We start from the raw sequence: 22,982 nt of genomic DNA, 5'->3' as shown, positions 1-22,982 counted from the left end.
TTCGGTATGGACCGCTACGACGACTACGGGCACCCTGTCGCGCGACGTGCCACAGAGGCACTCCTGATGACGAGGGCGGGGCGAATGACACCGATCAGCCGAAGAGGTTTCGTGGGGCTGGGCGCTTCTGTGGCCGCGGGCGTGACGCTGGGCGCCGGCACGCGCACGGCAGACGCGGTCCAGGCCGCAGCGACCGGCACGATCAAGGACGTGGAGCACGTGGTGATCCTCATGCAGGAGAACCGCAGCTTCGATCACTACTTCGGGCGCTTGAAGGGCGTCCGTGGCTTCGACGACCGCAGCGGCATCCTCCTGAGCGGCGGCCATTCGGTCTTCAACCAGCCGAACGGCCTGGGCCGGCAATACCCGTGGAAGCTCAGCTCCACCCTGCCGGCGGGAGGCAAGGACAGCGAGACCCTCGCCCAGTGCAACGGCGACCTGCCGCACTCCTGGTCCTCGCAGCACTCTGCCTGGAACATGGGCCGCCTCGACAACTGGGTCACGGGCGTGGGCAACGTCCGCTCGCTCGGCTACCTGGATCGCTCCGACATCCCCTTCCACTACGCGCTCGCCGACAACTACACCATCTGCGACGCCTACTTCTGCTCCACGCTCAGCGCGACCGGCCCCAACCGCACCTACCTGTGGAGCGGCAAGGTGGACTCGTCCAGCCACGACGGCGGCGACGAGTCGGGCCTGACCTGGCAGACCTACGCCGAGGCGCTGCAGGCTGCCGGGGTGACCTGGAAGGTCTACCAGAACGCGGCCGACAACTATGGGGACAACGGCTGTGCGTACTTCACGAACTTCGCCAACGCCAAGCCCGGCGAGCCGCTGTACGACCGCGGCATGTCCTCGGTGCCGAAGGTGACCGGCTCGACCCCCGACGACATCGCCGCCCCCCTCAAGGCCGACGTGCTCGCCGGCACCCTCCCGCAGGTCTCCTGGATCGTCCCCAACCAGGCCTTCTCCGAACACCCCTATGCCCCACCCGGCGATGGCGCCCACTTCGTCAACCTGGTCTACCAGGCCCTCGCGGCGGACGCCGACGTCTTCAACTCCACCGTCCTGTTCCTCAACTACGATGAGAACGACGGCTACTTCGACCACGTACCGCCACCGGTGCCACCCGCCGGAACCGACGGCGAGTACCTCAACGGGGTCCCGTACGGCTTCGGCTTCCGTGTCCCGATGATCGTCATCTCGCCCTGGACGCGCGGCGGCTGGGTCTCCTCAGAGGTCTTCGAACACACCTCGGTGCTCCGCTTCCTGGAGACCTGGACCGCGGCTCTGGGCAAGCCTGCCAACTGCCCCAACATCAGCGCGTGGCGGCGCAAGGTGAGCGGTGACCTGACCGGTGTCTTCAACTTCGCCAATCCGGTCCACGGACCCGTCTCGTTCCCCGCGACCAGCGTCATCGGCATCGGTACCTGTGCTCCGCTGCCCAATCCGGCGCCGACGAACAACGCCCTGCCCAGCCAGGAGCCCGGCACCAGGCCGGCCCGCGCGCTGCCGTACCAGCCCAACGGATACCTGTCCCGCTTGGAGTTCGGCTCCTCCGGAAAGATCCTCGCGTGGTGCACGATGGCCAACCAGGGCGACCCGGCAGCACGGGCGGCCCACTTCTCGATCCACCCCAACGCCTATCGGGACACCACACCCTGGCAGTACACCGTCGATGCCGGGGGTGCGGCGTCCGACTACTTCAACATCGGTTCGGGCTACGGTGACGGCAAGTACGACCTGACGATGGTCGGCCCCAACCGCTTCCTGCGCCGCTTCCAGGGCGACGCCACCAAGGCGGGCAAGTCCGCCGAGGTGAGCACCCGTTACGCCGTGGAACCCGGTACGGGCAAGCTCGCCCTCTACTTCAAGATGACCAACACCGGCTCGTCCTCCGTCAGGTTCACGATCACCTCCAACCGCTACCGGGGCGACGGCCCCTGGACCTACACCGTCGCCGCCGGCGCTTCGACGGAGGGCTACTTCAATGCCGTCGCGTACCAGAACGGCTGGTACGACTTCACGGTGACCGTCGATTCCGACGCGACCTGGTCGCGCCATTTCACCGGGCACGTGGAGACGGGCACGGCCAGCGTCAGCGGCTGATCCCGGCGATACAGGTGCGGCGGGGCGCACTTGGGCATGACCTTGCTGGCTGCCGCCGATGAGGGCCGGGTGAGGCCTTGTCGGTGGCAGCCAGCACGGAGGAGCCGGCCGTCAGCGGCTGTTCCGAAAGGGCATGCCATGCGGGTATGCGGTGCAACCAGCGGCTCACGGTCTGCTGTCCGCAGCCTGCCTCGTGCGCGAGCGCCGGGACCCGCGGACCGGCCCAGCTCAGCTCAGCTCGACCATCCGCGCCCACACCAAAGGCGAAGAGGTAGCCCTATTTCGCTCATATTCTGTCGAATAGACGTCAATATCGAAACTTTCGAGCACTCATGACTTCAGGTGCCTAGGATGCCGCTCAACAAACTCTGATCTGGAGCTGCCGCGGGTCGCGTCCACGGACGTGGTGTACAGCATTGCTCAGTGCATTGTGCCGGTGATGGTGATCCGGACGGCCGTCTCGGCCCTATGCCGAGCCGCTGGTCCGGTATCCGGTACGCCACATCCCCCAGGGAGGCGGACGTGCTCGGTGGAGTTGGATCGAACGGGTCCGCACCCGTCGTGGGTGCCACCACGCCGCCGCAGCCCTCCGGCGACACCGCCCCGGGCCTGCGGAACGGGCCGGCGATCTCACTGCCCAAAGGCGGCGGCGCCATCCGGGGGATCGGGGAGAAGTTCACCGCGAACCTGGTCACCGGCACCGGAGGGCTCTCGGTTCCCCTCGCACTCAGCCCGGGACGGTCCGGGTTCGGCCCGTCTCTGACGTTGGGTTACGACTCGGCCGCCGGCAACGGTCCGTTCGGGATCGGCTGGGGGACGGGGCTTCCGGCGATCACTCGCAAGACCGACAAGGGCATCCCGGCCTATGCCGACGACGTCGAGGACACGTTCATCCTGGCCGGCGCGGAAGACCTGGTTCCCGTCCTCGTCGAACGCGACGGCGAGTGGACCCGGCATCATCAGTCGCGCACGGTGGACGGCGCGGATTACGTGGTGCGCCGATACCGACCGCGCGTGGAAGGCATCCATGCGCGAATCGAGCGGTGGACCCACGTACATTCCGGCGAAGTCCATTGGCGCTCGATCAGTCGGGACAACGTCACCACTGTCTATGGGCGTGATGCGGCCAGCCGTATCACCGACCCGGCCGACGCGCGCCGGGTCTTCAGTTGGCTGATCTGTGAAAGTCATGACGATGTCGGCAACGTGATCCGTTACGAGTACAAGGCCGAGGACGACGCTGGGGTCGATCTCGATGCCGCCTGCGAACGCAACCGCACCACGGCCGGTCGCGCCGCGAACCGGTATCTGAAGCGAATCCACTACGGAAACACGGTTTCCCGGCTGGTCTCCGATGATTCGGATTACCTGTTCGAGGTCGTGTTCGACTATGGAGAACACGACGAGAGCACGGTCGAGGTCCGGCCCTGGACTTGTCGGCTGGACCCGTTCTCCTCCTACCGGGCCGGATTCGAGATGCGCGGCTACCGGCTCTGCCGACGGGTGCTGATGTTCCATCATTTCCCGGACGAGCCCGATGTCGGTCGTGACTGCCTGGTGCGCTCCACCGAGCTGGCCTATCGCGGCGATGCCGAGCGGGGCGGGGTGACGGGCGCGTTTCTGGAGTCGGTGTCACACAGCGGCTGGCGGCGGCAGGCTTCCGGTGGATATCTCACCAGGTCGTTGCCGCCACTGGAATTCTCCTATTCCAAGGCCGAGATCGACACCGAGATACGCACGCTCGACGCGGCTGACCTGGCGAACGCGCCGATCGGTGTGGACGGATCGGCCTACCGATGGACGGACCTGGAGGGCGACGGGCTGGCCGGGTTACTCACCGAGCAGGCCGGGACCTGGTTTTACCAGCCCAACCTCGGCGGTGGCCACCTCGGGCCGATGCGCGTGGTGCGCAGCCACCCGGCCGGCGGCCGGACCGAGCTGCTGGACCTGGACGGCGACGGACGCCCGGCCGTGGTGGATTTCGGTGGCCCCACACCGGGGTTCACCGAACGGTCCGACCAGGACTGGGAGGTGTTCCGGCCGTTCCGGTCCCGGCCGAACCTGGCGTGGGACGACCCGAACCTGCGCTTCGTGGACCTCAACGGCGACGGCCGCGCGGACGTGCTCGTCACCGGCGAACCGGGCTGGACCTGGTATCGATCGCTGGGCGAGGAGGGATTCGACACCGGCCGCCGGGTCTGGCCGGCAAGGGACGAGGAAGCCGGGCCTCGGCTGGTCTTCGCCGACCGCTCCTCGTCGATCCACCTGGCGGACCTGTCCGGTGACGGGCTCGCCGATCTGGTCCGGATCCGCAACGGCGAGATCTGCTACTGGCCGAACCTGGGATACGGCCGGTTCGGCGCCAAGGTCAGCATGGACAACGCTCCCCGGCTCGACCATCCGGACCAGTTCGACCCGGCCAGGATCCGGCTGGCCGATGTCGACGGTTCCGGTCCGACGGACCTGATCTACCTGCACCGCGACGGGGTCCGTGTCTACCTGAACCGCTCGGGCAACGCATGGAGTGCTCCGCACCCCCTGCCCGTGGCCTTTCCCCGGATCGACAACGCGTCCAAGGTCGCCGTGATCGACCTGCTCGGCGCCGGCACCGGCTGTCTGGTGTGGTCCTCGCCACTGCCCGCCGACTCCGGCCGGCAGCTGCGTTATCTGGACCTGATGCGCGGCGGCAAACCCCATCTGCTGACCGGGGTGCGCAACAACCTGGGTGCCGAAACCCATATCCGCTACGCCCCCTCGACCCGCTTCTACGCCGAGGACGCCGCCGCCGGACGCCCCTGGCTGACCCGGTTGCCGTTCGTCGTGCACGTGGTCGAGCGGGTGGAGACGGTGGACGCGATCGGTCGTCACCGGTTCGTCAGCCGGTACGCGTACCACCATGGCTATTTCGACGGGCCGGAGCGTGAGTTCCGGGGTTTCGGCATGGTCGAGCAGACCGATACCGAGGCGTTGGAGGCGTTGGCCGAGGCCGGCGATGTGGACGAGGCCACGTACCGGCCACCCACGCTCACCCGGACCTGGTTCCACACGGGTGCCTTTCTCCCCGGACAGCGGATCTCACGGCAGTTCGCACGCGAGTACCACAGCGATGACCTGTTGCTCCCCGACACGGTGCTGCCGGACGGCCTGACCGCCGACGAGGCCCGGCAGGCATGCCGGTCCCTGAAGGGATCGGTGCTGCGAACGGAGGTGTACGCGCTCGACGGCAGTGATGCCGAAGGGCGCCCGTACCGTGTCACCGAGCACAACCATCTGATCAGGATGGTGCAACCAGCTGCCCCGCAGGCCGACTCGTCCGGCATGCGGCACGCGGTCTTCGACGTACATCCCAGGGAGACCCTGACCGGGCACTACGAGCGCACCCTTGACCCGCGGATCGGCCATGAACTGACCCTCGCCGTCGACGCATACGGCAACGTGCTGCGGTCGGTGACCGTCGGCTACGGCCGTACCGGCCCCTCCCTCGATCTCGATGAGCGGGACGCGGGGCCGCAGCGGCGCACGCATGTGGTGCTCACCGACCACGACTACACCAACGCCGTCGAGGAACCCGACAGCCACCGGGCACCCCTGCCCTGCCGGACACGTGCCTTCGAAGTGCTGGGGCTCCTCCCCAAGACTCCGTCCGGGGGGATCCCCACCGCCGGGGCCCGGTTCACCCACGCGGAGCTGACCCGCGCGCTGGCCGGCATCGACCAGACGATTCCCTACCAGGACTGGGACGCGCTGCCGCCGAAACCGGCACTCCGGCTCACCGAGCACGTACGCACCCTGTACCGGAGCGACGATCTCTCAGGGCCGCTGCCCCTCGGCACGCTCCAGTCCCGCGCGCTGCCCTACCAGGAGTACCGGCTGGCCTTCCCCGACGGACTGGTCACCGCGCTGTACGGGGAACGGGTCGACGAGCCGATGCTGCGGACCGCCGGATATCTGCGGCACGAGGGTGGATGGTGGATTCCCTCGGCACGGACCGCGTACGCGCCAGCGGACACGAGCGAACTGGACCACGCCGAACGCCACTTCTTCCTGCCCCGCCGGTTCACCGATCCGCTCGGTGAGACCTCGACGGTCTCCTACGACGACTACGACCTGCTCCTCGTCGACAGCACCGACCAGCTCGGCAACCGCTACACGGTGGGCGAACGCGACGCCGACGGCAGGACCCTCTGCCAGGGCAACGACTACCGCGTGCTGCGGCCGGCCCTCGTCACCGACCCCAACCGCAACCGGGTCCAGGTGGCCTACGACGCGCATGCCAGGGTCGCCGGGACCGCGACCATGGGCAAGCGCGAGGAATCCCTCGGGGACTCGCTGGACGGCTTCGACCCCGACCCGTCACCCGCGCTGGTGGCCCGGTACCTCGCCGATCCGCTCGCAGCTGGACCCGCGTTGCTGAGGTCGGCGGGGACCAGGTTCTGCTACGACGAGTCGGCATTCCGGCTGCGCGGGGAACCGGCCGTGGTCGCCACCCTCGCCCGGCGCACCCACCAGTCCGATCTCGCCCCTGGTGAGCAGAGCGGGATCTCCCACACGATCGCCTACGGCGACGGTTTCGGACGCGAGGTCCAGTCCAAGGTCCAGGCCGAACCCGGGCCGCTGTCCGAAGGCGGCCCGGTCGTCGAGCCCCGCTGGGCCGGGACCGGATGGACGATCTTCAACAACAAGGGCAACCCGGTCCGTACCTTCGAACCGTTCTTCACCGAGACCCACGCCTTCGAGTTCGCGGTCATGGCCGGGGTGAGCACGGTGCTTCTCTACGACCCGCTGGAGCGGGTGATCGGCACCCTGCATCCCGACCACACCTATGCGAAAACGGCGTTCGACCCGTGGCGCCAGCGGGTGTGGGACGGCAACGACACCGTGCTGACCGACCCCCGGCAGGATCCGGACATCGGCGGCCAGGTCCGCCGACTGCTGGCCACGGAGCCCGGGTGGACCACATGGCATGCCGCACGGGCCGACGGCGCCCTCGGCCCCGAGCAGCGGCGCGCCGCCGAGAAGGCCGCACGCCACGCGGACACCCCCACCGACACCCATCTCGGCTCCCTCGCCCGCCCGTTCCGCACCGTGGCGCACAACCGGCACGCCAAGGACGGGACGCTCGTCGAGGAGCATCTGGTGACCCGGACGACCACGGATGTCGAGGGCAACGTCCGCGAGGTGCGCGACCCGCTCGGCCGCGCCACGATCCGCCACGACTACTCGATGGTGGGCATGCAGGTGAGCCGGGCCGGCATCGACTCCGGCACCGGGGCGCTGCTGCCGGACGTGCTCGGCAACCCGCGCTGTACCTGGAACAGCAGGGGCTTCCGGTTCCGCACCGAGTACGACTCCGGCCACCGTCCGGTACGCGCCTACGTCAGTGGTCCGGGCCTCGCCGGTGAGGCTCTGCACCAGAAGACCGAATACGGCGAGGATCCGGCCCGCAACCTGCGGACCCGGGTGTTCCGGCGGCACGACGGTTCCGGTGTCAGCACCCACGAGGCCTACGACTTCCGCGGCAACCTGCTGGAGGCGACGCGCCGCTTCCCGGTGGAATACCGGCGAGCGCCCGACTGGCGGGAGGAGGTCGCGCTCGAAGAGGAGGTCTACACCGGCCGCACCCGTTTCGACGCGCTGGACCGCCCCATCAGCATCACCAGCCCGGACGGCACCATGGTCCGGCCGTACTACAACGAGGCGAACCTCCTGGAGCGTCTCGTGGTCACGTCCGACGGTACGGACACCGTGCTGGTCGCGGCGGTGGAGTACAACGCCCGCGGGCAGCGCACCCGGATCGACTACGGCAACGGCGCGCGGACCCGCTACACCTACGACCCGCTGACCTTCCGACTCACCGCGCTGCGGTCCCGCCGTGAGCGGTCGCGTTCCCGCCGCGAGCGCAGGACGGTGCAGCACCTGACGTACTGCCACGACCCGGTCGGCAACATCGTCTCGATCCGGGACACCGCGCAGCAGAAGACGTTCTTCCGCAACCGGGTCGTCGAGCCCGGCGCGGACTACACCTACGATGCGGTGTACCGGCTCATCGAGGCGACCGGTCGGGAACACCTCGGCCAGACCGGTCCCGGTGACACCGGTGACGCGCCCAGGGTGGGACTCGCCCACCCCGGCGACGGTGGAACGATGGGGCGTTACCTGCAACGGTATGTCTACGACGCGGTCGGCAACATGCTGGCCCTGGAACACCGAGCGTCCACCGCCCCCGGCTGGACCCGCCGGTTCAGCTACTCCGAGCCCAGTGCGCTGGAACCGGAGGCCACCGGTAACCGGCTGAGCGGTGCGGGCGACGGCGACTTCGCGTACGACGCCAGGGGGAACACCACCGCGATGCCCGGCCTGCCGGTGCTGCGCTGGGATCCCGAGGACCAGCTGGAGGCCACCGCCCGGCAGGTCCGCGGCGCCGGAACCCCACAGACGACGTACTACTCCTACGACGCCACCGGACAACGCGTCCGCAAGGTCACCGACTCGTCCTGCGGCGAGGGTGAAACGGCGAGGAGAAGCAGCGAACGCCGCTACATCGGCCCGTTCGAGGTCTACCGGGAGTACGGCGCGGACGGCGCGGTGACCCTGGAGCGCCAGACGGTGCACGCGATGGACGACACGCGGCGCGTCGCGCTGCTGGAGCGGCGGACCCGCGGCACGGATTCCGGTCCGGAGCACCAGGTCCGGTATCAGCTGGCGGACCATCTCGGATCCGCCACGCTGGAACTGGACGAGCGTGCCCGGATCCTCACGTACGAGGAGTACCACCCTTTCGGCGGCACGGCCTACCAGGCGGTGCGTGCCAAGACCGAGACGCCCAAGCGCTACCGCTTCACCGGCCGGGAGCGCGACACCGAGACCGGCCTGTACTTCCACGGCGCCCGCTACTACGCCCCGTGGCTGTGCCGCTGGACCAGCTGCGACCCGATCGACACGCCTCAGGCCAGCTCGTACGAGTACGCCCATGGCAATCCGGTCGCGCTGGTCGACCTGGACGGCAGGAATCCGGCGCCTCCCTCGCACTCCATCGGCGACGTCTTGGAGTTCCTTCGGGCTCAGGCGGGTTTCGAAGCCGGCGCCAGCACCAGCGCCGGCGCCATCAACCGGACGGCGCTGAACTTCAGCAGCAAGGCGGCGAGCCCGGCCGGCACCGCGGCGCACGCTCGCGTCGGCGGCGTGCTGCGGGAGTTGCAGAGGCTCGGTGTCCAAGGCGCCGAGCGGATCTACGCCGATGTGCGCGTGATCGGCGGCACCATCACCGACATCGGCGTCCCACCTGGCGGTCCGAAGGGGACGCACAACCTCGATGTGGTGGTCGCCAAGGCCGGTCAGACGCTGACGAAGGGGCAGAGCCTGCTCGGTGGCGTCGCCGAGTCGATCGGCGACTTCAAGTATGGCGGCGGACAGATCGCCCAGAAGTACGCCGTCTACGGCTCTGAGCTGCTGACGCTGAACGCCAGTCCTCTGGTGGCTGCGGACTTCATCGACGACGTCGCGTCCACGGCGGCCAACGTCGAGCAGGCCGCGGCGAGCACCGCCGCAGCCGCCATCGCGAAGGTCGAGCAGGCTGCTGCGAGCGCGCAGGCGGTGACGGAAACCCCGGCAGTCGCCAAGAGCGTGTCGACGACCGCGCAGGTGGCCTCCGAGACCGGCGTCGCGGCCAAGGCGCTGGGTACGGGAGCGCGGGCCCTGCAGGCGGCCGCGCCGGTGCTCAAGGTGGTCGGGAAGGTGGCGGCCCCGCTGGCGGTGGCTGCCACCGCCCTCCAAGTGGCTACCGCGAAGACCACGGCTGAGAAGGCCGACGCCGCTATCGGCGTCGTGTCGACGGCCGTTGGTTTCGCGGGTGCGCCGGGGGCTGTCGCCGCGGTCGGCATTCAGGGCACCGCGTACGTCAGCGGCAAGGTGGGCGAGGTCGTCACCGAGAAGACCGGCAGTGAGACCGCCGGGGTGGCCGCGGCCACGTTGACCGGAGCGGCGGCGGGGGCAGGGGTCGGCGCCGTGGTCGGAAGCATCGTGCCCGGAGTGGGTACCGCGGTCGGGGCCGGGGTGGGTGCGGTGGTCGGGGCCGGCATCGGATTCGTCAAGTCGTACTGGAAATAGCCGTAGTGGAAGCAGCTGGAATCGGGGCGGAAGGGCGAAGATTGATATGCCGGAGTTGATCATCGTTCGGTTGCATCCGACGAAGCCCATGTCCGCGACGGATTTCCGGGCAGCCCTGGACAAGCTGACCGTGACCGCCTTCGACCTGACCTTCGCCGATCCCAGGAAGGGCGTACCGATCGGCTCGGCGAAGGGACTTGCCGTCACGCCCGCCGATGTCACCACCCACGACGTGGACGTGACCGCCACGGGGATCATCCAGCACTACCAGGACATCGCCGGCGGCGGTCTGCCGCCCGTGACCACACGGTTCCAGGAGGCGATAGCCACCGCGGTGATCGTGGTGACGCCACCGGCGGGTCATCCGGAATCCCCGACCGCCTCCTCGTACGACCTCCGGCTGGAGCTGACCCGCGACGGCCTGCCCATCGGCGACGGGGAGTTGGACTTCAACATCACGGTCACCGGCGTGGGCACGCTGCCGGTGCTTCAGCCGGCGTACTTCGCGATGCCCGCGAGCGCCTACGCGGCGGTGCCGGCGACGTCGCCCGGCGGAGACCAGGTCGAGCTGCCCAAGGACGGTACCCCGCCGAACTTCGCCGACCTGGTCACGAAGATCGACAAGGTGCTGGCGAAGGATCCCGGCACGGGTGGCTCCCTCGTGCAGCGCCCCCCGCTCAGCCCGGCGCAGAGCCGGCATGTGGCAGCCGAACTGACCTGGGACCGGCTGGTGTATCCACCCCCGGACCTGCCGCGCCCGCTCGGTGAGATGTACACCGAGCCGCCCGTGGTCGTCGGCCTCGATGTGCGGGAGGCGGAGAACGACCGGCAGCGGTTCGAGGCGGAACTGGCCGGCTATCACGCCACCGTCGACGCGAGGGCCGCACGGCTGGCCACCTTCGTCTTCGCCGCCTCGGCGGCCGTGCAGGGCGAACGGCTGGCCGCGGACGCCGCCCGGGCGAGGCTCACCTTCCCGATCCTGACCGGCGCGGAGACCGGGCCCGCCGCGGTCACCGTTGTCCCCCAGACCGGCTCGACCGCTCTGGACCCGACGTTCGCCGTGCCGGCGGCGTACCTGTACGCGCTCGGCGCGACACTGCCGATGACGGTCGATCCCGAACACCGCTACGACGCGGCCCGTTTCGCCACCGAGGCGCAGTCCCTGGCGCAACTGCGCATCGCGATCGAGAACGGCGTGGTCGCCGCGCCCGAGCCGCTGCTCACCAGGCCCGCCGAACCGGCGATCGGTCCGGATGCCGCGGCCCGCCGACTGCGCGCGCTGGGCTCGGTCACCACCTCGGAGCCGACCGTGGCGCTGGCACCGCCGGTGTCCGACGTGGTGCGGTCGTGGAGCACGCATTCCGGGGCCACGGAGGCCATCGACGCGGGGTTCTGGGCCCCTGCCGCGGCCGCGTCACCCGGACCGTACCTGGAACTGGTGCTGCGGGCGGTCACCGGAAACCACGATCCGCTGGTGGTCGCGGTGGGGCAGCCGCCGCTCTCGGTCACCACCGTCGCCGGTCTGGTGGCGGTCACCGATGAGCAGTGGCGCACCCTCCTGCGGGGCGATCCCGCGCTGCTGCCGCCGTTCACCGAGCCGGGCACGGTGTCGGAGCGGGCAGAGGCCTTCGTCCGGCACCTGCGCAAGTTCTTCACCGTCCCCGTCACGCCCCCGACCGCGGAGGCGCCCGCCGCCGGTACCCTCCCGACGCTTGGCGGGTCCGTCTCGGACGTGTTCGCCCGCATGATCGCGGCGTACGGCGACCACGGCGGTGGCGCCTTCGTCTTCGGAGCGCCCCGGGACGAGGACGCGTTCGCGGCCGCGCTGGCCGACACCTTCGGCACGGATGTCGCGGCGCAGCGCTGGCTGGAGCAGGCGGTCGCGGTGCTCGACGGGTTGCACGAACTGACCGCGTTCGCGGCCGGGGACGAACTGCGGTTCTCGCTGATGGAAGCGCTGTACTCGGCCGGCTTCACCGGCACGTCGCAGCCGGGCGCGCTGCCGGCGGCCGATTTCGCCGCGGCGCTCGTCGGCACCGTGGCGCACCCCTTCGCCGCGCGGATCCAACAGGCCGCGGGGGGACCCGCCGACCCGGCCGGCCCACCGGACGAGAGCTTCGCGCCGGTCAACCCGGACGGAACCCTGACCGACTGTGTGCCGCCGGAGCACCTGTCACCGTTCGGTCCGCCGCAGTACCTGCATGATCTGCTGCGGGTCTCGGCCGCGTCGACCTGCGAGCACCCCAGCACGCCGGTCAACGTGGCATCGATCGGCGAACTGCTCGTCGACCGCCGCGGCCCGCTCGGCGATCTGCAGGTGACGGCCGCCGATCTCGGCACGCCCCTGCCGGTGATCGACCTGGTGAACGAGAGTCTGGAGAAGCTGGCGGGCGGCGGCACGCAGGGCGCGATTCACCACACCGCTGCGGACCGGCTCGCCGGGCACGCTCTGGGGCAGCCGCACGATCCGGCGACTCTGTTCGCCGTGGTGCCGGAGCACTCCTCACCGGCCACCGAGGCCCTGCCCCAGGCTCACCTCGACGCCTACGCCCTGCTGCGCAAGGATTTCACCGCACCCGCTCTGCCGTACCACCAGCCGCTGGACGTGAACAGGTCCTACCTGCGTTTCCTGGGCACCAGCCGGTACGCCGCGATGCGCCGGTTCCGCAAGGAGATCACCGAGCCGGTGCTGGACCCGGCGCACGAGCCCGCCGGGTTCCAGAGCCACCGGTGGCGCTACCCGGTCCGCCTGGAGATCGCCTGCGAGTATCTGGGGATCTCCACCGAGGAATACGACCTGCTCTATGCCCGGGACATCGCTCTCAAGAAGGCGAGGGGACGGCTGAGCCTGTACGAGGTGTACGGGTTCGTCAAGGAGTCCGTCGGCGGATCGTCCTGGACCGACACGGTGCTGCGTGTGCCCGAGTTCCTGGAGCGCACCGGCCTGAGCTACTGCGAGTTCCTCGAACTGTGGCGCAGCGGCTTCGTGGAGTTCCACAACGCCGCGCAGGAGGGGGCGGCCTCGGACTTTCCCGACTGCGAGCCGTGCTGTCTCGACGATCTGCGCATCAGGTTCACCGATCCCACCGACGAGCAGGACCCGCGCGCCGCGTTGCGCCGGCTGATCGTTTTCGTCCGGCTGTGGCGTCGGCTGGGCGAGGGCGCGGCGCCGGGGATCTCCTTCGCGATGCTGCGTGATGTGTGCGAGGTGCTGCGGCTGTTCCACGGTTCGGCGATCAACGCGGACTTCTGCCGCCAGCTCGCGGCGCTGCTCATCCTGCACGCGGAGCTGTGTCTCCCTCTCGTGGACACCTATCGGGCCGACGCGGCGTCGCCGGCCGAGAGAGTGCCGCTGCTGGGGCTGTGGGCCACCGAGCCCCCGGCCGCCGGGGCCGTCGAGCTCGTGCTGGACCGGATCGGCGATCTGGCACGGGCCCGCTATTCCTGCGGGGACCGGGAACCGCGCTTCGCCAAGGCGCTCGCCGAGAACCTGACGGTGCTGTCCCGGCTGGCCGGGTTCGCCCCCGACACCGCGAGCGATACCTGGTACGCGCTGCCCACGCACACGCTGCGGTTCGTGGAGGTCCTCGGCAAGATCTACGCCTCCGACTTCACCGTTGGCGAGATCATGTGGCTCTTCACTGTCGAAGAGCACCGCGACGGTGACGACCCGTTTGCTCTCCAGGACCGCAACGAGTCGGCCGACGATCCCCTGTCACTCCCCGAGCCGGCCGGATCGACCGGGTGCGACGAGGCGCAGACACTGTGGGCGCTGCGGCGGTCCCTGCTGGCCGTGCACGTTTCCGAGGAGGACGCCGATGCCTGGACGTGGCCCCGGATGACCGCGGCCTTGCGGGACGAGTTCGGCTACGTCCCGGCTTCCAGCGGACCCGACGCCTGGCAGGCGCTCGGGGAACACCTCTTCCCGGCCGTGCTGGAGCGGTGCGGCTGCCCGGTCGAGGTGCGGGGGCGCCAGTACCGTACGCCGCTGGCGGCCGCGGACACCTCGCCCCAGATGTGGCTGCGACCGGAGGACGGGCCGTTCGGCTACGACAGCACCGCGCAGGAGCTGTGGACCTCGCTGCCGGTCTCCGACACCGAGGTGATCGAGGAGCTCAGCCACATGCGGCCGCTGCGGGAGGCCGAGCGGGTCGCCGTGCGTAACCTGTACTTCGCGCCCCGGGCCGCGCTCGCCCCGTTCGCGGCGATCTTCGACGACGCCGAGTCGGCCATCGACACCCTGGTCTCCGAACCCGACGAGCAGGCCAGATTCGCCTATTTCCAGGCGCATTTCGCCCGCTTCCACGCACGCTGCAAGGTGATCGTCGACCATCTGGCGGCACATGTGGCCGCGGTGAGCGGCTGCCCGGCCGATGCTGCCGCGGCAGCCACGGTGCTGCGCACCCTGTGGGCGGACGAGAACGCGGCGGCGACGCCGTGGGAAACCGACGATGGCAAGACACCCGAGGTGACCTGGGCCCCACCGCCCAGCGGTGGCGCGTTCGCCGCGCTGCTGGGCCTCGTCGGCACCGGCCTGCTCGGCGAACTGCACGACGGCGCGGGCAACCTGGTCTGGAGGGAGACCCGCGGCCCGGCAACCGCGTTCGGCCCCGTGCGCAATCACTACAACGCTCCCGTGCCCACCGTGTTGCCGGCGATGAACCTCACGCCGAGTCCGGCCCAGTCCCGACTGGTCGGCGTACGCAACGGGTTTGCCGTCAGGGAGGGGGACGCCGAGCCGCTCGGTGGCGCGAGTCCCTTCACCGCGCGCTGGACCGGTGTGCTTCTGGTGGACGAGGCGGGGGAGTACCACTTCCACGCCGGCGCGCCCACCGAGGGCGACACCGCACCGGACTTCGCCCGCGCCCGCGAGCACCGCTGGCGGGTCGCCCTGGGGCGCGGCCAGAAGACCTGGATCATGCTGGACCACCACTGGGCCTCCGACGACGCGCCGGCGGCCGCGTCACGGGGCGTGCGGCTGCGCCGGGGCGCCTACCGGCTCACGATCGAGTACGCCCAGTCCGATCCGACCTTCGAGCGGGCCGAGGAGGTCTGTCCGGAGCACACCGGGTTCCAGCTGAAGTATCGCGGCCCGGACAGCGACGGTGTACTGACGGAGGTCGGCTTCGACCGGCTGTTCCGGGACGCCAAGAACGGGACGCTGGGCGACGGCCTCGTGGGGTCCGAGGGCCTGTACGCCTCGGACGAGGCCGCCGCGCAGTACCTGGAACAGCGCTACGGCGCCACCCTGCGCGACATCCGCCGCACCTACCAGCGGGCGGTGAAGGCGGCGCTGCTCGCCCGCCGGTTCGCGCTCTCCGCGACGATCGTGCCCGGATACCGGCAGTCCGAACTGGGCCACCTGATCACGCATCCGGAATCCTTCGCCGGCACGTCCTACCCCAGGACCGGGCCTTCGGCGTTCGGCGTGCACCACGCCTGGTTCGACTTCGACCTCCTGCCGGTGTCCGACCCGTACCCGCCGCAACCGGTGGGGGATCAGCGCACCGCGCCGAGCCCGCGCCGCCAGGCGGCACTCTTCGACTGGTGGGAACGGCTCTTCGACTACTGCCTGCTGCGGGCGCAGACCGAGTCCGCCCGGGAGCGCCCGGTCTGGCTGCTCTTCGCCGACGTGCGCGAGCAGCAGCCCGACGACCCGGCGCAGCTGCTGAGACATCTGGGCGTCGATCTGGCGCACTCGCCGCTGCTGCACACCTACTTCGCGACGCCACCGTATTCGCTCGACGCCGACGACCTCACCGATGAGCGGTGGGCGCTGCGGGTCTGGCAGGGCGAGAAATGGCTGACCCGGCTGCGCAGCCACCTCGCGGGCCGGTGGATCGGCGATGCCGTGCCGCGGAAGTGGGCGGCCGACGACCCCGGGGCGCAACCCGATTCAGGCAACGCGAACCTCACCCGGTTCGTGCGGGACGGCTGTTTCGAGAACGGCGAGCCGCTGCGCTACGAGGACCTGCGCGGGCTCAACGACGGCCTGCGTGAGCGGGCCCGGACGGCCCTGCTCGGGTACCTGTGCGGGATGGACCGGGTGCCGCTGCCCTGGGCGCCGGGTACCTTCGCGACCGCGCCGAAGGATCTCTCGGATCTCCTGGTCCAAGATGTCGAGACGGGCATCTGCCAGCGGATGAGCCGGATCGAGGAGGCCATCCGGACCGTGCAGGCATTCGTCCAGCGGGCCCGGCTCGGGCTCGAACCCACACTGAGGCCGGGGCCGGAGTTCGTCCGGTTGTGGGAGCGGCGGCTGGCCACCTACCGGGTGTGGGAGGCGTGCCGGCGCCGCGAGACCTACGGGGAGAACTGGATCGAGTGGGACGAGCTGAGCACCGCGCGGGAGTCGGAGGCGTTCGCGTTCCTGGAGTCCGAGCTGCGCCGGTCGACGCTGACCGTGCCGGTACCCGGCGGACTGGAATGGTGGCCGGGGCAACGGCCGCCGGAGCACCCGTCGTTGACCCCACTGCAGGCCCGTGAACCCTCCGGAATACAGCTGCGGCAACCGGCCCCGGAGGGGCTGAGGTTGCTGGGCTCGCCCGAGCGGGCCGCCCGGAACTCCTGGCTCGCGCCGGTGCTCGGCCTCACCCCCGACGTCCGCCCCCCGGACGACGACCGTCCCCGACGCGAAAATGACACGCGCGACCGCCAGGAGGGATCCTCGGACAGCCACGGTGGACTTCCGCTGTGGCTGTCCGCCGCGGTCCGCCTGGGCACCCGGTTCGTCCGGGTCGCCGCCGCCGGGCTCCCGCCCGCCGGGACGCCCTTCGATGCCTGGCACGAGGAGACCAACTGCTGCGCGCAGTGCGGCGAGGAACGGCACCACGTCGACGAGTACTACTTCTGGCTCGCCGATTCCGCGTTCTACTCGGCGCAGGTCCAGTACGCGGACGTCGGCGCTCAGCCGGACCGAACGCACCGCGACACCTCCGACTGGCACCGGCCGGAGAAGCTGCCCGCGCTGCTGGACTGGGACGCACAACCCATGGTGCATCTGTACTGGAGCCGGGTGCGGCACGGCGAGTTCGACCCGCCGCGCCGGTCCAGTCAGGGCGTCGCGGTCACCGGAGAGACGGCCACCCTGAAGTTTTCCGGACGCACGGCGGATTCCCTGCGCTTCGAGGTGGTGGGCGCGGTCACGCCGGTGATCGGCCACGCCGACCCGACGCCACCGGGGTTCCGCTACGACCTGGCCGAGGACAACGCCGTACCACTTCCGTTGGTCGAGACGCCGGCCCCTGCGCCGAGCTTCCCCGGCGGGCTCGCCGCCTACCCCTACTTCGTCTACGTCGCCCCGGGCGCTCCGCTGCTGCCGCCCTCGCCGTTCAGCGTGGCGATGACCGTGGCCGGCGCGCTGCGCACCCACTGCCGGTACGAGTCCGCGCTGAAGTGGTACGAGCTGGCGTACCGGCCTCAGGCCCGCGACAACACCTGGGCCTCCTGCGCCACGGACAACCAGCGACGCCGACGAGGGCAGGACCTGCCGTGCTGCCCGAGTGCGCCCGTCGGCGAGGACCGGGCCAGGAACCGGGCGGTGCTGCTGGCCCACTTGGAGACCCTGGTGCAGTGGGCCGAAGCCCACGCCTGCCGCAACACCGTGGAGGGCGCACAGCAAGCGGGCGTCCTCCTCGCCGCCGTACAGCGGATCTTGGGCGATCGGCCCACCGTGGTGCGGGCCCGCGACCACGTCGGCGAGCCCATGACCGTGAGCGGCCTCGTCACCCGTCCCGCGCCGCTGAACCCGCGGCTGACTGCCCTCTACGACGACACCGCGGACCGTGTCGCCCTGATCCACCACTGTCTCAACCGCTACCGGCTTCCCCAGCGCGGTGCCTTCGGCCGGACCGGGCCGCGGGAAGGGGGGCAGGAGACCGTCGAGCAGTGCGCCGGTGACTGCGCGGAGGACTGCAAGTGCGGCGGCAGCCCGTACCGGTTCACCTTTCTCGTGGCCAAGGCCAACGAACTCTGCGCGGAGGTACGCCAACTGGGCACGGCGCTGCTCGCGGCCTACGAGAAGGGCGATGCCGAAGCCCTGGCCGCGCTGCGCAACAATCACGAGCGGCAACTGCTGGACCTGGCCCTGGAGATCAGGAAGAACCAGTGGCGGGAGGCCGACTGGCAGGTGCAGGCCCTGGACAAGACCAAGGAGGGCGCGCTCGCCCGACTTCGGTACTACCAGGAGCTGATCGCCGGTGGGCTCAATGCCGGCGAGACCGGCCATGCGGCGCTGACCGGGGTTTCGATCGCGTCCCGGATCGCCGGCAACGTGCTGGATGGCGTCGCGCAGGGAATCGGGATCAGCCCGGACATGTGGATCGGCATCGCGGGCATCGCGGGTACCCCGCTGGAGTTCAACCAACTCCCGGTCGGCAACAAGCTCGCCTCCGGCTTCTCCACCGCGGCGCGGATCATGATGGCGATCGCCGACAACGCCAACACAGGCGCGGGTCTGAGCCTCACCGAGGGCGGCTGGGCCCGCCGGGAGCGGGAATGGCACCACCAGGTCGAGATCATCGGCATCGAGATCGAGCAGATCGAACGACAGATCCTGGCCGCCCACCGGCGACGCGACATCGCACTGCGCGAGCTCAACAACCACCAGCAGCAGATCCACAACAGCGCCGAGGTCTCCGACTTCCTCCGGGACAAATTCACCGGCACGCAGCTGTACCTGCACCTCCAGCGAGAGACCGCCGCGCTCTACCGCGGCCTGTACGAGGTGACACTGCACACCTGCCGCCGAGCGCAACGCGCCTTCAACTACGAACGCGGCCACACAGCCCGCGCTTTCCTGCCCGAAGCCGGCTGGGACGGCCTGCACGAGGGTCTGCTGGCCGGCGAACGGTTGCAGTTGGCGGTGCGGCAGATGGAAGGGGCCTATCTCGACGCCAACTGCCGCGAGTACGAGCTGACCAAGCACATCTCGATGCGCAAGGAGTTCCCGCTCGCCTTTCTGCACCTCCAGCATGCCGGCTGGGCCGAAATCGAGATCCCTGAGTGGCTGTTCGACCTCGACCACCCTGGGCACTACCTGCGCCGGATCAAGAGCGTGATGGTGACGATTCCCTGCGTGGTGGGGCCCTACACCGGTGTACACGCCCGGTTGACTCTGCTGGCCAGCAGCACCCGGATCGATCCCGCGCTGGCCGAGCCGCCGGCCGGATGCTGCTCCGGCCCCGACTCCGACGGCTACCAGACTGTCGGCGACGACCGGCGCGTGGTGCGCACCTACGCCGCGACCGAGGCGATCGCCACGTCGAGCGGCCAGAACGACTCGGGCCTCTTCGAGCTGCGCTTCACCGACGAGCGGTACCTCCCCTTCGAGTTCGCCGGGGCCGTGAGCCGCTGGCGGATCGAAATGCCCCAGGAAAACAACCAGTTCGACTTCGACACGCTCGGAGACATCGTGCTGCACTTCCACTACACGGCAAGGGAGGGCGGTGACGTTCTGCGCAGGGCCGCGAGTACGGCCGCGCGGCGGCATCTGCCGGGCGGGGGCACGCAGCTGTTCGACGTGCGGCACGACTTCCCCGACGACTGGCACCATCTGACCGCGGCCACCGGTCCGCGGCAGTTGCCGCTCCGGTTGGGACGGGAGCACTTCCCGTACCTTCCCGGTCATCAGGACCTGCGGGTCAACAGGCTCGGGTTGTTCATCGAGACCGCGGCCGGCGATGGCGTCGGCCACTTCGCGGTGCGGTTCCGGACCGAGTACGAGGAGCCCCACGGGTCCGACGAGAACGGCCGGTGCGGCGGCCACGACATCACCTGCGTGACCAGTGCCGAATATCCAGGCTTGTTCCACGGTGAGCTGCACCTGCCGTTGGCGCCGCTGCGTCGCGCCCGCGACCGGGAGCTGGGAGGGTTCACCCTCCCCGCCGAGATCGGCTCGGTCACCCGGATGTACATCCTGTGCGGCTATGAACTCGTCCCGTGAACGAGCCGCTGACTGGCGTGTCCCTGCCGGTGGCTCAAGACAGCCGTTCCGCGAGCTCGGCCACCGACTTTCCCTCATGCTCGGCGAGCAGCGAGCGCAGCGCGACGCACGACTTGGCGTGGCGCGCATCGCTCAGCCCGACTCGCCGGAGGGCTCTGGCCCATGAGTGGTCGTCCGTGGTGCTCTCCGCGAGAATCTCCAGTCCCGTCGCTCCATCGAAGCGTCGGCGCAGGGACGCCTGGAGCGCCGGCCAGCGGGCCGCGATCTCGGAAAGAACCACCAGATGAACGGCCTCTTGCACCGACAGTCTTTCCAGTCCGTGCTCCTTGTGGCCCAGCACCCGAAGATAGAACTGCCACAACGTCAAAAGCCGTTTCACTTCACGAAGCGAGAGATCGTTCTGTGCGCGCAGGCGTTTGCCGAGCTGCTCGCGGACCGAGTGGTCCGTCTCCAGGGCACGTACAAGTGCCTCGGTCTCCGATGTGCGGCCGTACGACGTGGTCGAGGACGGGGCCTGAGCAGGAGCCACGACAGACTGTTGTTCGCCCGCCTCGTCGAGGGCGACGACGGCCGGCGGCGCCAACGGGGCAACCTCGCCCAGTAGCCCGGTCAGAGCGGTTTCGACGCTGCCCTGCGACGTCGGCGGCAGGGCCACCGGCAGTTGGACGAGCTTGCGCAGGAAGGTCCAGCCGACGGAGGGGTCCTGATGCGAGTCGGCCAGGTCCGCAGTCACGAGATCCGCATAGGCTCGGTCCAGATGCGCGGCGACGACTCCAGGGTCGAGCCCAAGGACAAACCGGCATCGGGCTTGGTCCTGGGCGCTCTGCCGCGTAGGGACGTACAGCGCGCCCGACAGAAACAGGTTGACTGCTTCGAAAACGTCGGCGGTCACCCGGGGTGAGCAGCGGTCCAGGTCGTCGATGAAGACGATCAGCTCGTGGCCGCCTTCCTGCAAGGTCGCGAGCAGTTCCCGGATGTCGTGCTGGACGAGATACAGGTATCCGGACCGGGCGTGGTAGTACGGGTCTCGCAAGGCGTCACCAACACCTCCACCGCCCCCAGGGGCGAGCACACCGCTCATCACCGGGCCGTCCAGGAGCTCGCCCGGCAGGTAGGATCGCGCCCGCCCACCCGCGAGGCGCAACACCGTATGAATGACCCCCACGACGGCCAGGAGTGTCGGCAACGCCGCTGCCAGCAGAACCGCACTGATCTGATGCCCAGCGATGTGGTAGTTCTGCCCTCCCTTGGCGAGCTGTGCGACCAGGGGAGCAAGCAGTGCGAAGACTGCTACTCGCAGCACTGGAGAGCACAGCCGCCGCAGCATCGTGCGACGCAGTTGATGGCGGTCCAGGCGAACCGAGTTCCTACGCAGCCAGTACCTCTCCCGGCTCCGCCCGTGGGGTCCCAGCGCAGGCTGCGCAGCCTCGACGATCGTCCGAGTCAGGCCTGCCCATATCTGATCATTTGTCTGATGCGCCCAGGGGTTGAAGTGGGCAGTTATCGATGTCGAAGGCTGCCCCGCCCATGCTGCGTTTTCCGTGCGAGACACTTCGCTGTTCGTGGCTGACTCGGGGGTGGTCCGAATCAGCTGCACAAGCGCGGCCATGACCGAGAGATGCTCGGGCGAACGCCTCCACCAACGCCGGTGCGGTCCGGTCTTGTCGCAGCGTGCTGGCTGTCTGCGAAGGACTTCCCTTTCGATCAGCCGCATCATGCTCGTCTTGCCCGACCCCCATGGGCCTTCCAAGGCCACGACGGTCGGGCCCGTGGTGTCCACGAAAGCGCCGCCGGCTTCCACCATGGTTCTGACGTTGTCTTCGCCCGTCACCAGCAGGTCGGCGACAGCCGCGACCAACGCGTCCCGGTTCAGCAGGTCCTCGTCAGCGGGCCGATCGCCGAAACCTCGGCAGCGGACAGAACCATGTCCGCGCAGAGGGTCTGGCGCAGCCATTCCTGGCAGCGAGCGGCGGCTGGCCATTGCTTCACGCAGACGCCTCCCCAGGAGGTCTGGTGTACCCCCAGCCAGGTCGGGTTGGTCATCGAGCAGACGATTCAACCAACTCAGGCCGTTCCACTGCCGGACGAACGGAAATTCATCGCGAAGGTCGGCGAACCATGCTTCCTCAGAGGGCGTCGCGTCGATCGGCACCACGAGATCCCAGTGATCCGGCTGAGGTTCGAGCCTCTGCAGCGAACGACGAATCTGCGCTCTGCGATCCGACGTCATACGGCCGGTGAAGGCTTTCAACTCGTACTGGACGAAGCCGTCGTCTTCCGAGTGCTCAAATACATCGTATCCGCGGTCTTTACCATTGCCCTGGACCACCTGGGCATGAGGACGAAGCCGCAGAATGAGCAGAGATACCAGTGTCTCGAACGTGGCAGGGCTCTTGACAACCTCAGCCCATTCGAATGGCACCCTGGAATCGACGCGAACTCCGCGCTCTCGGCGAGCCGCATTGAGCAGTTCCAGCCACCAGCGCTGATCCCGTGTTCGGGTGTTTCCCGCGAGTTGTCCTGCCCGCCCTTGCAGCAGGTGGACCAACGCCAGGAAATCGCTCGTCAGCGCTTCGCTCGGCAGGGCGCGGCCGTTGAGCCAGCCGCTGATCGTCGATGCCGCCAGACGATTCTCGCTTTGCCTGGACAGCTGCCTCAGGGTCGGCCTTCCGGCCTCCTCGTACAACGCACGTAATGCGTCTCGGAACTGGTCCGAATGTTTCCCCAACTGAGCGCCCTCCCGCGACGATCGGGCCGCACTGATCCCGAGGATGCGGCGCCGAGGCCTGCCAGTTTAGGCCTGATCCAGGCTTGGCAGCATCAC

The 22,982-nt window shown here is 69.5% G+C and carries 4 protein-coding genes; 3 read left to right on the top strand and 1 reads right to left on the bottom strand.

Translation table 11 applies throughout. The annotated features are described in order from the left end of the window. Window positions 1-84 precede the first annotated feature (84 nt). The 3 genes from V2J85_RS24210 (at window position 85) to V2J85_RS24200 (ending at window position 20,158) form a co-directional block, all read left to right on the top strand. Window positions 85-2,109, top strand: coding sequence for a phosphocholine-specific phospholipase C (locus tag V2J85_RS24210; protein WP_330822703.1), 2,025 nt, complete (start codon window positions 85-87; stop codon window positions 2,107-2,109). Window positions 2,110-2,670: 561 nt separating this feature from the next. Continuing rightward, on the top strand, window positions 2,671-10,215 hold the full coding sequence (locus V2J85_RS24205) for a SpvB/TcaC N-terminal domain-containing protein (RefSeq protein WP_330822702.1): 7,545 nt from the start codon (window positions 2,671-2,673) through the stop codon (window positions 10,213-10,215). 88 nt (window positions 10,216-10,303) lie between these two features. After that, a complete protein-coding gene (locus V2J85_RS24200; RefSeq protein WP_330822701.1) occupies window positions 10,304-20,158 on the top strand; it encodes a Tc toxin subunit A-related protein in 9,855 nt (3,284 codons plus the stop codon). Between the two features lie 34 nt (window positions 20,159-20,192). On the opposite strand, the gene V2J85_RS24195 is transcribed toward V2J85_RS24200, so the two are convergent. Continuing rightward, window positions 20,193-22,844 carry a KAP family P-loop NTPase fold protein gene (locus tag V2J85_RS24195; protein WP_330822700.1) on the bottom strand — a complete coding sequence of 884 codons (2,652 nt, stop codon included), beginning with the start codon at window positions 22,842-22,844 and terminating at the stop codon, window positions 20,193-20,195. Window positions 22,845-22,982: the final 138 nt, after the last annotated feature.

This window comes from Streptomyces bugieae (genome assembly GCF_036352915.1).
GTDB lineage: Bacteria > Actinomycetota > Actinomycetes > Streptomycetales > Streptomycetaceae > Streptomyces > Streptomyces endophytica.
The sequence above is the reverse complement of the archived record's forward strand: the minus strand, read 5'-3'. Positions and strand labels throughout refer to the sequence as shown.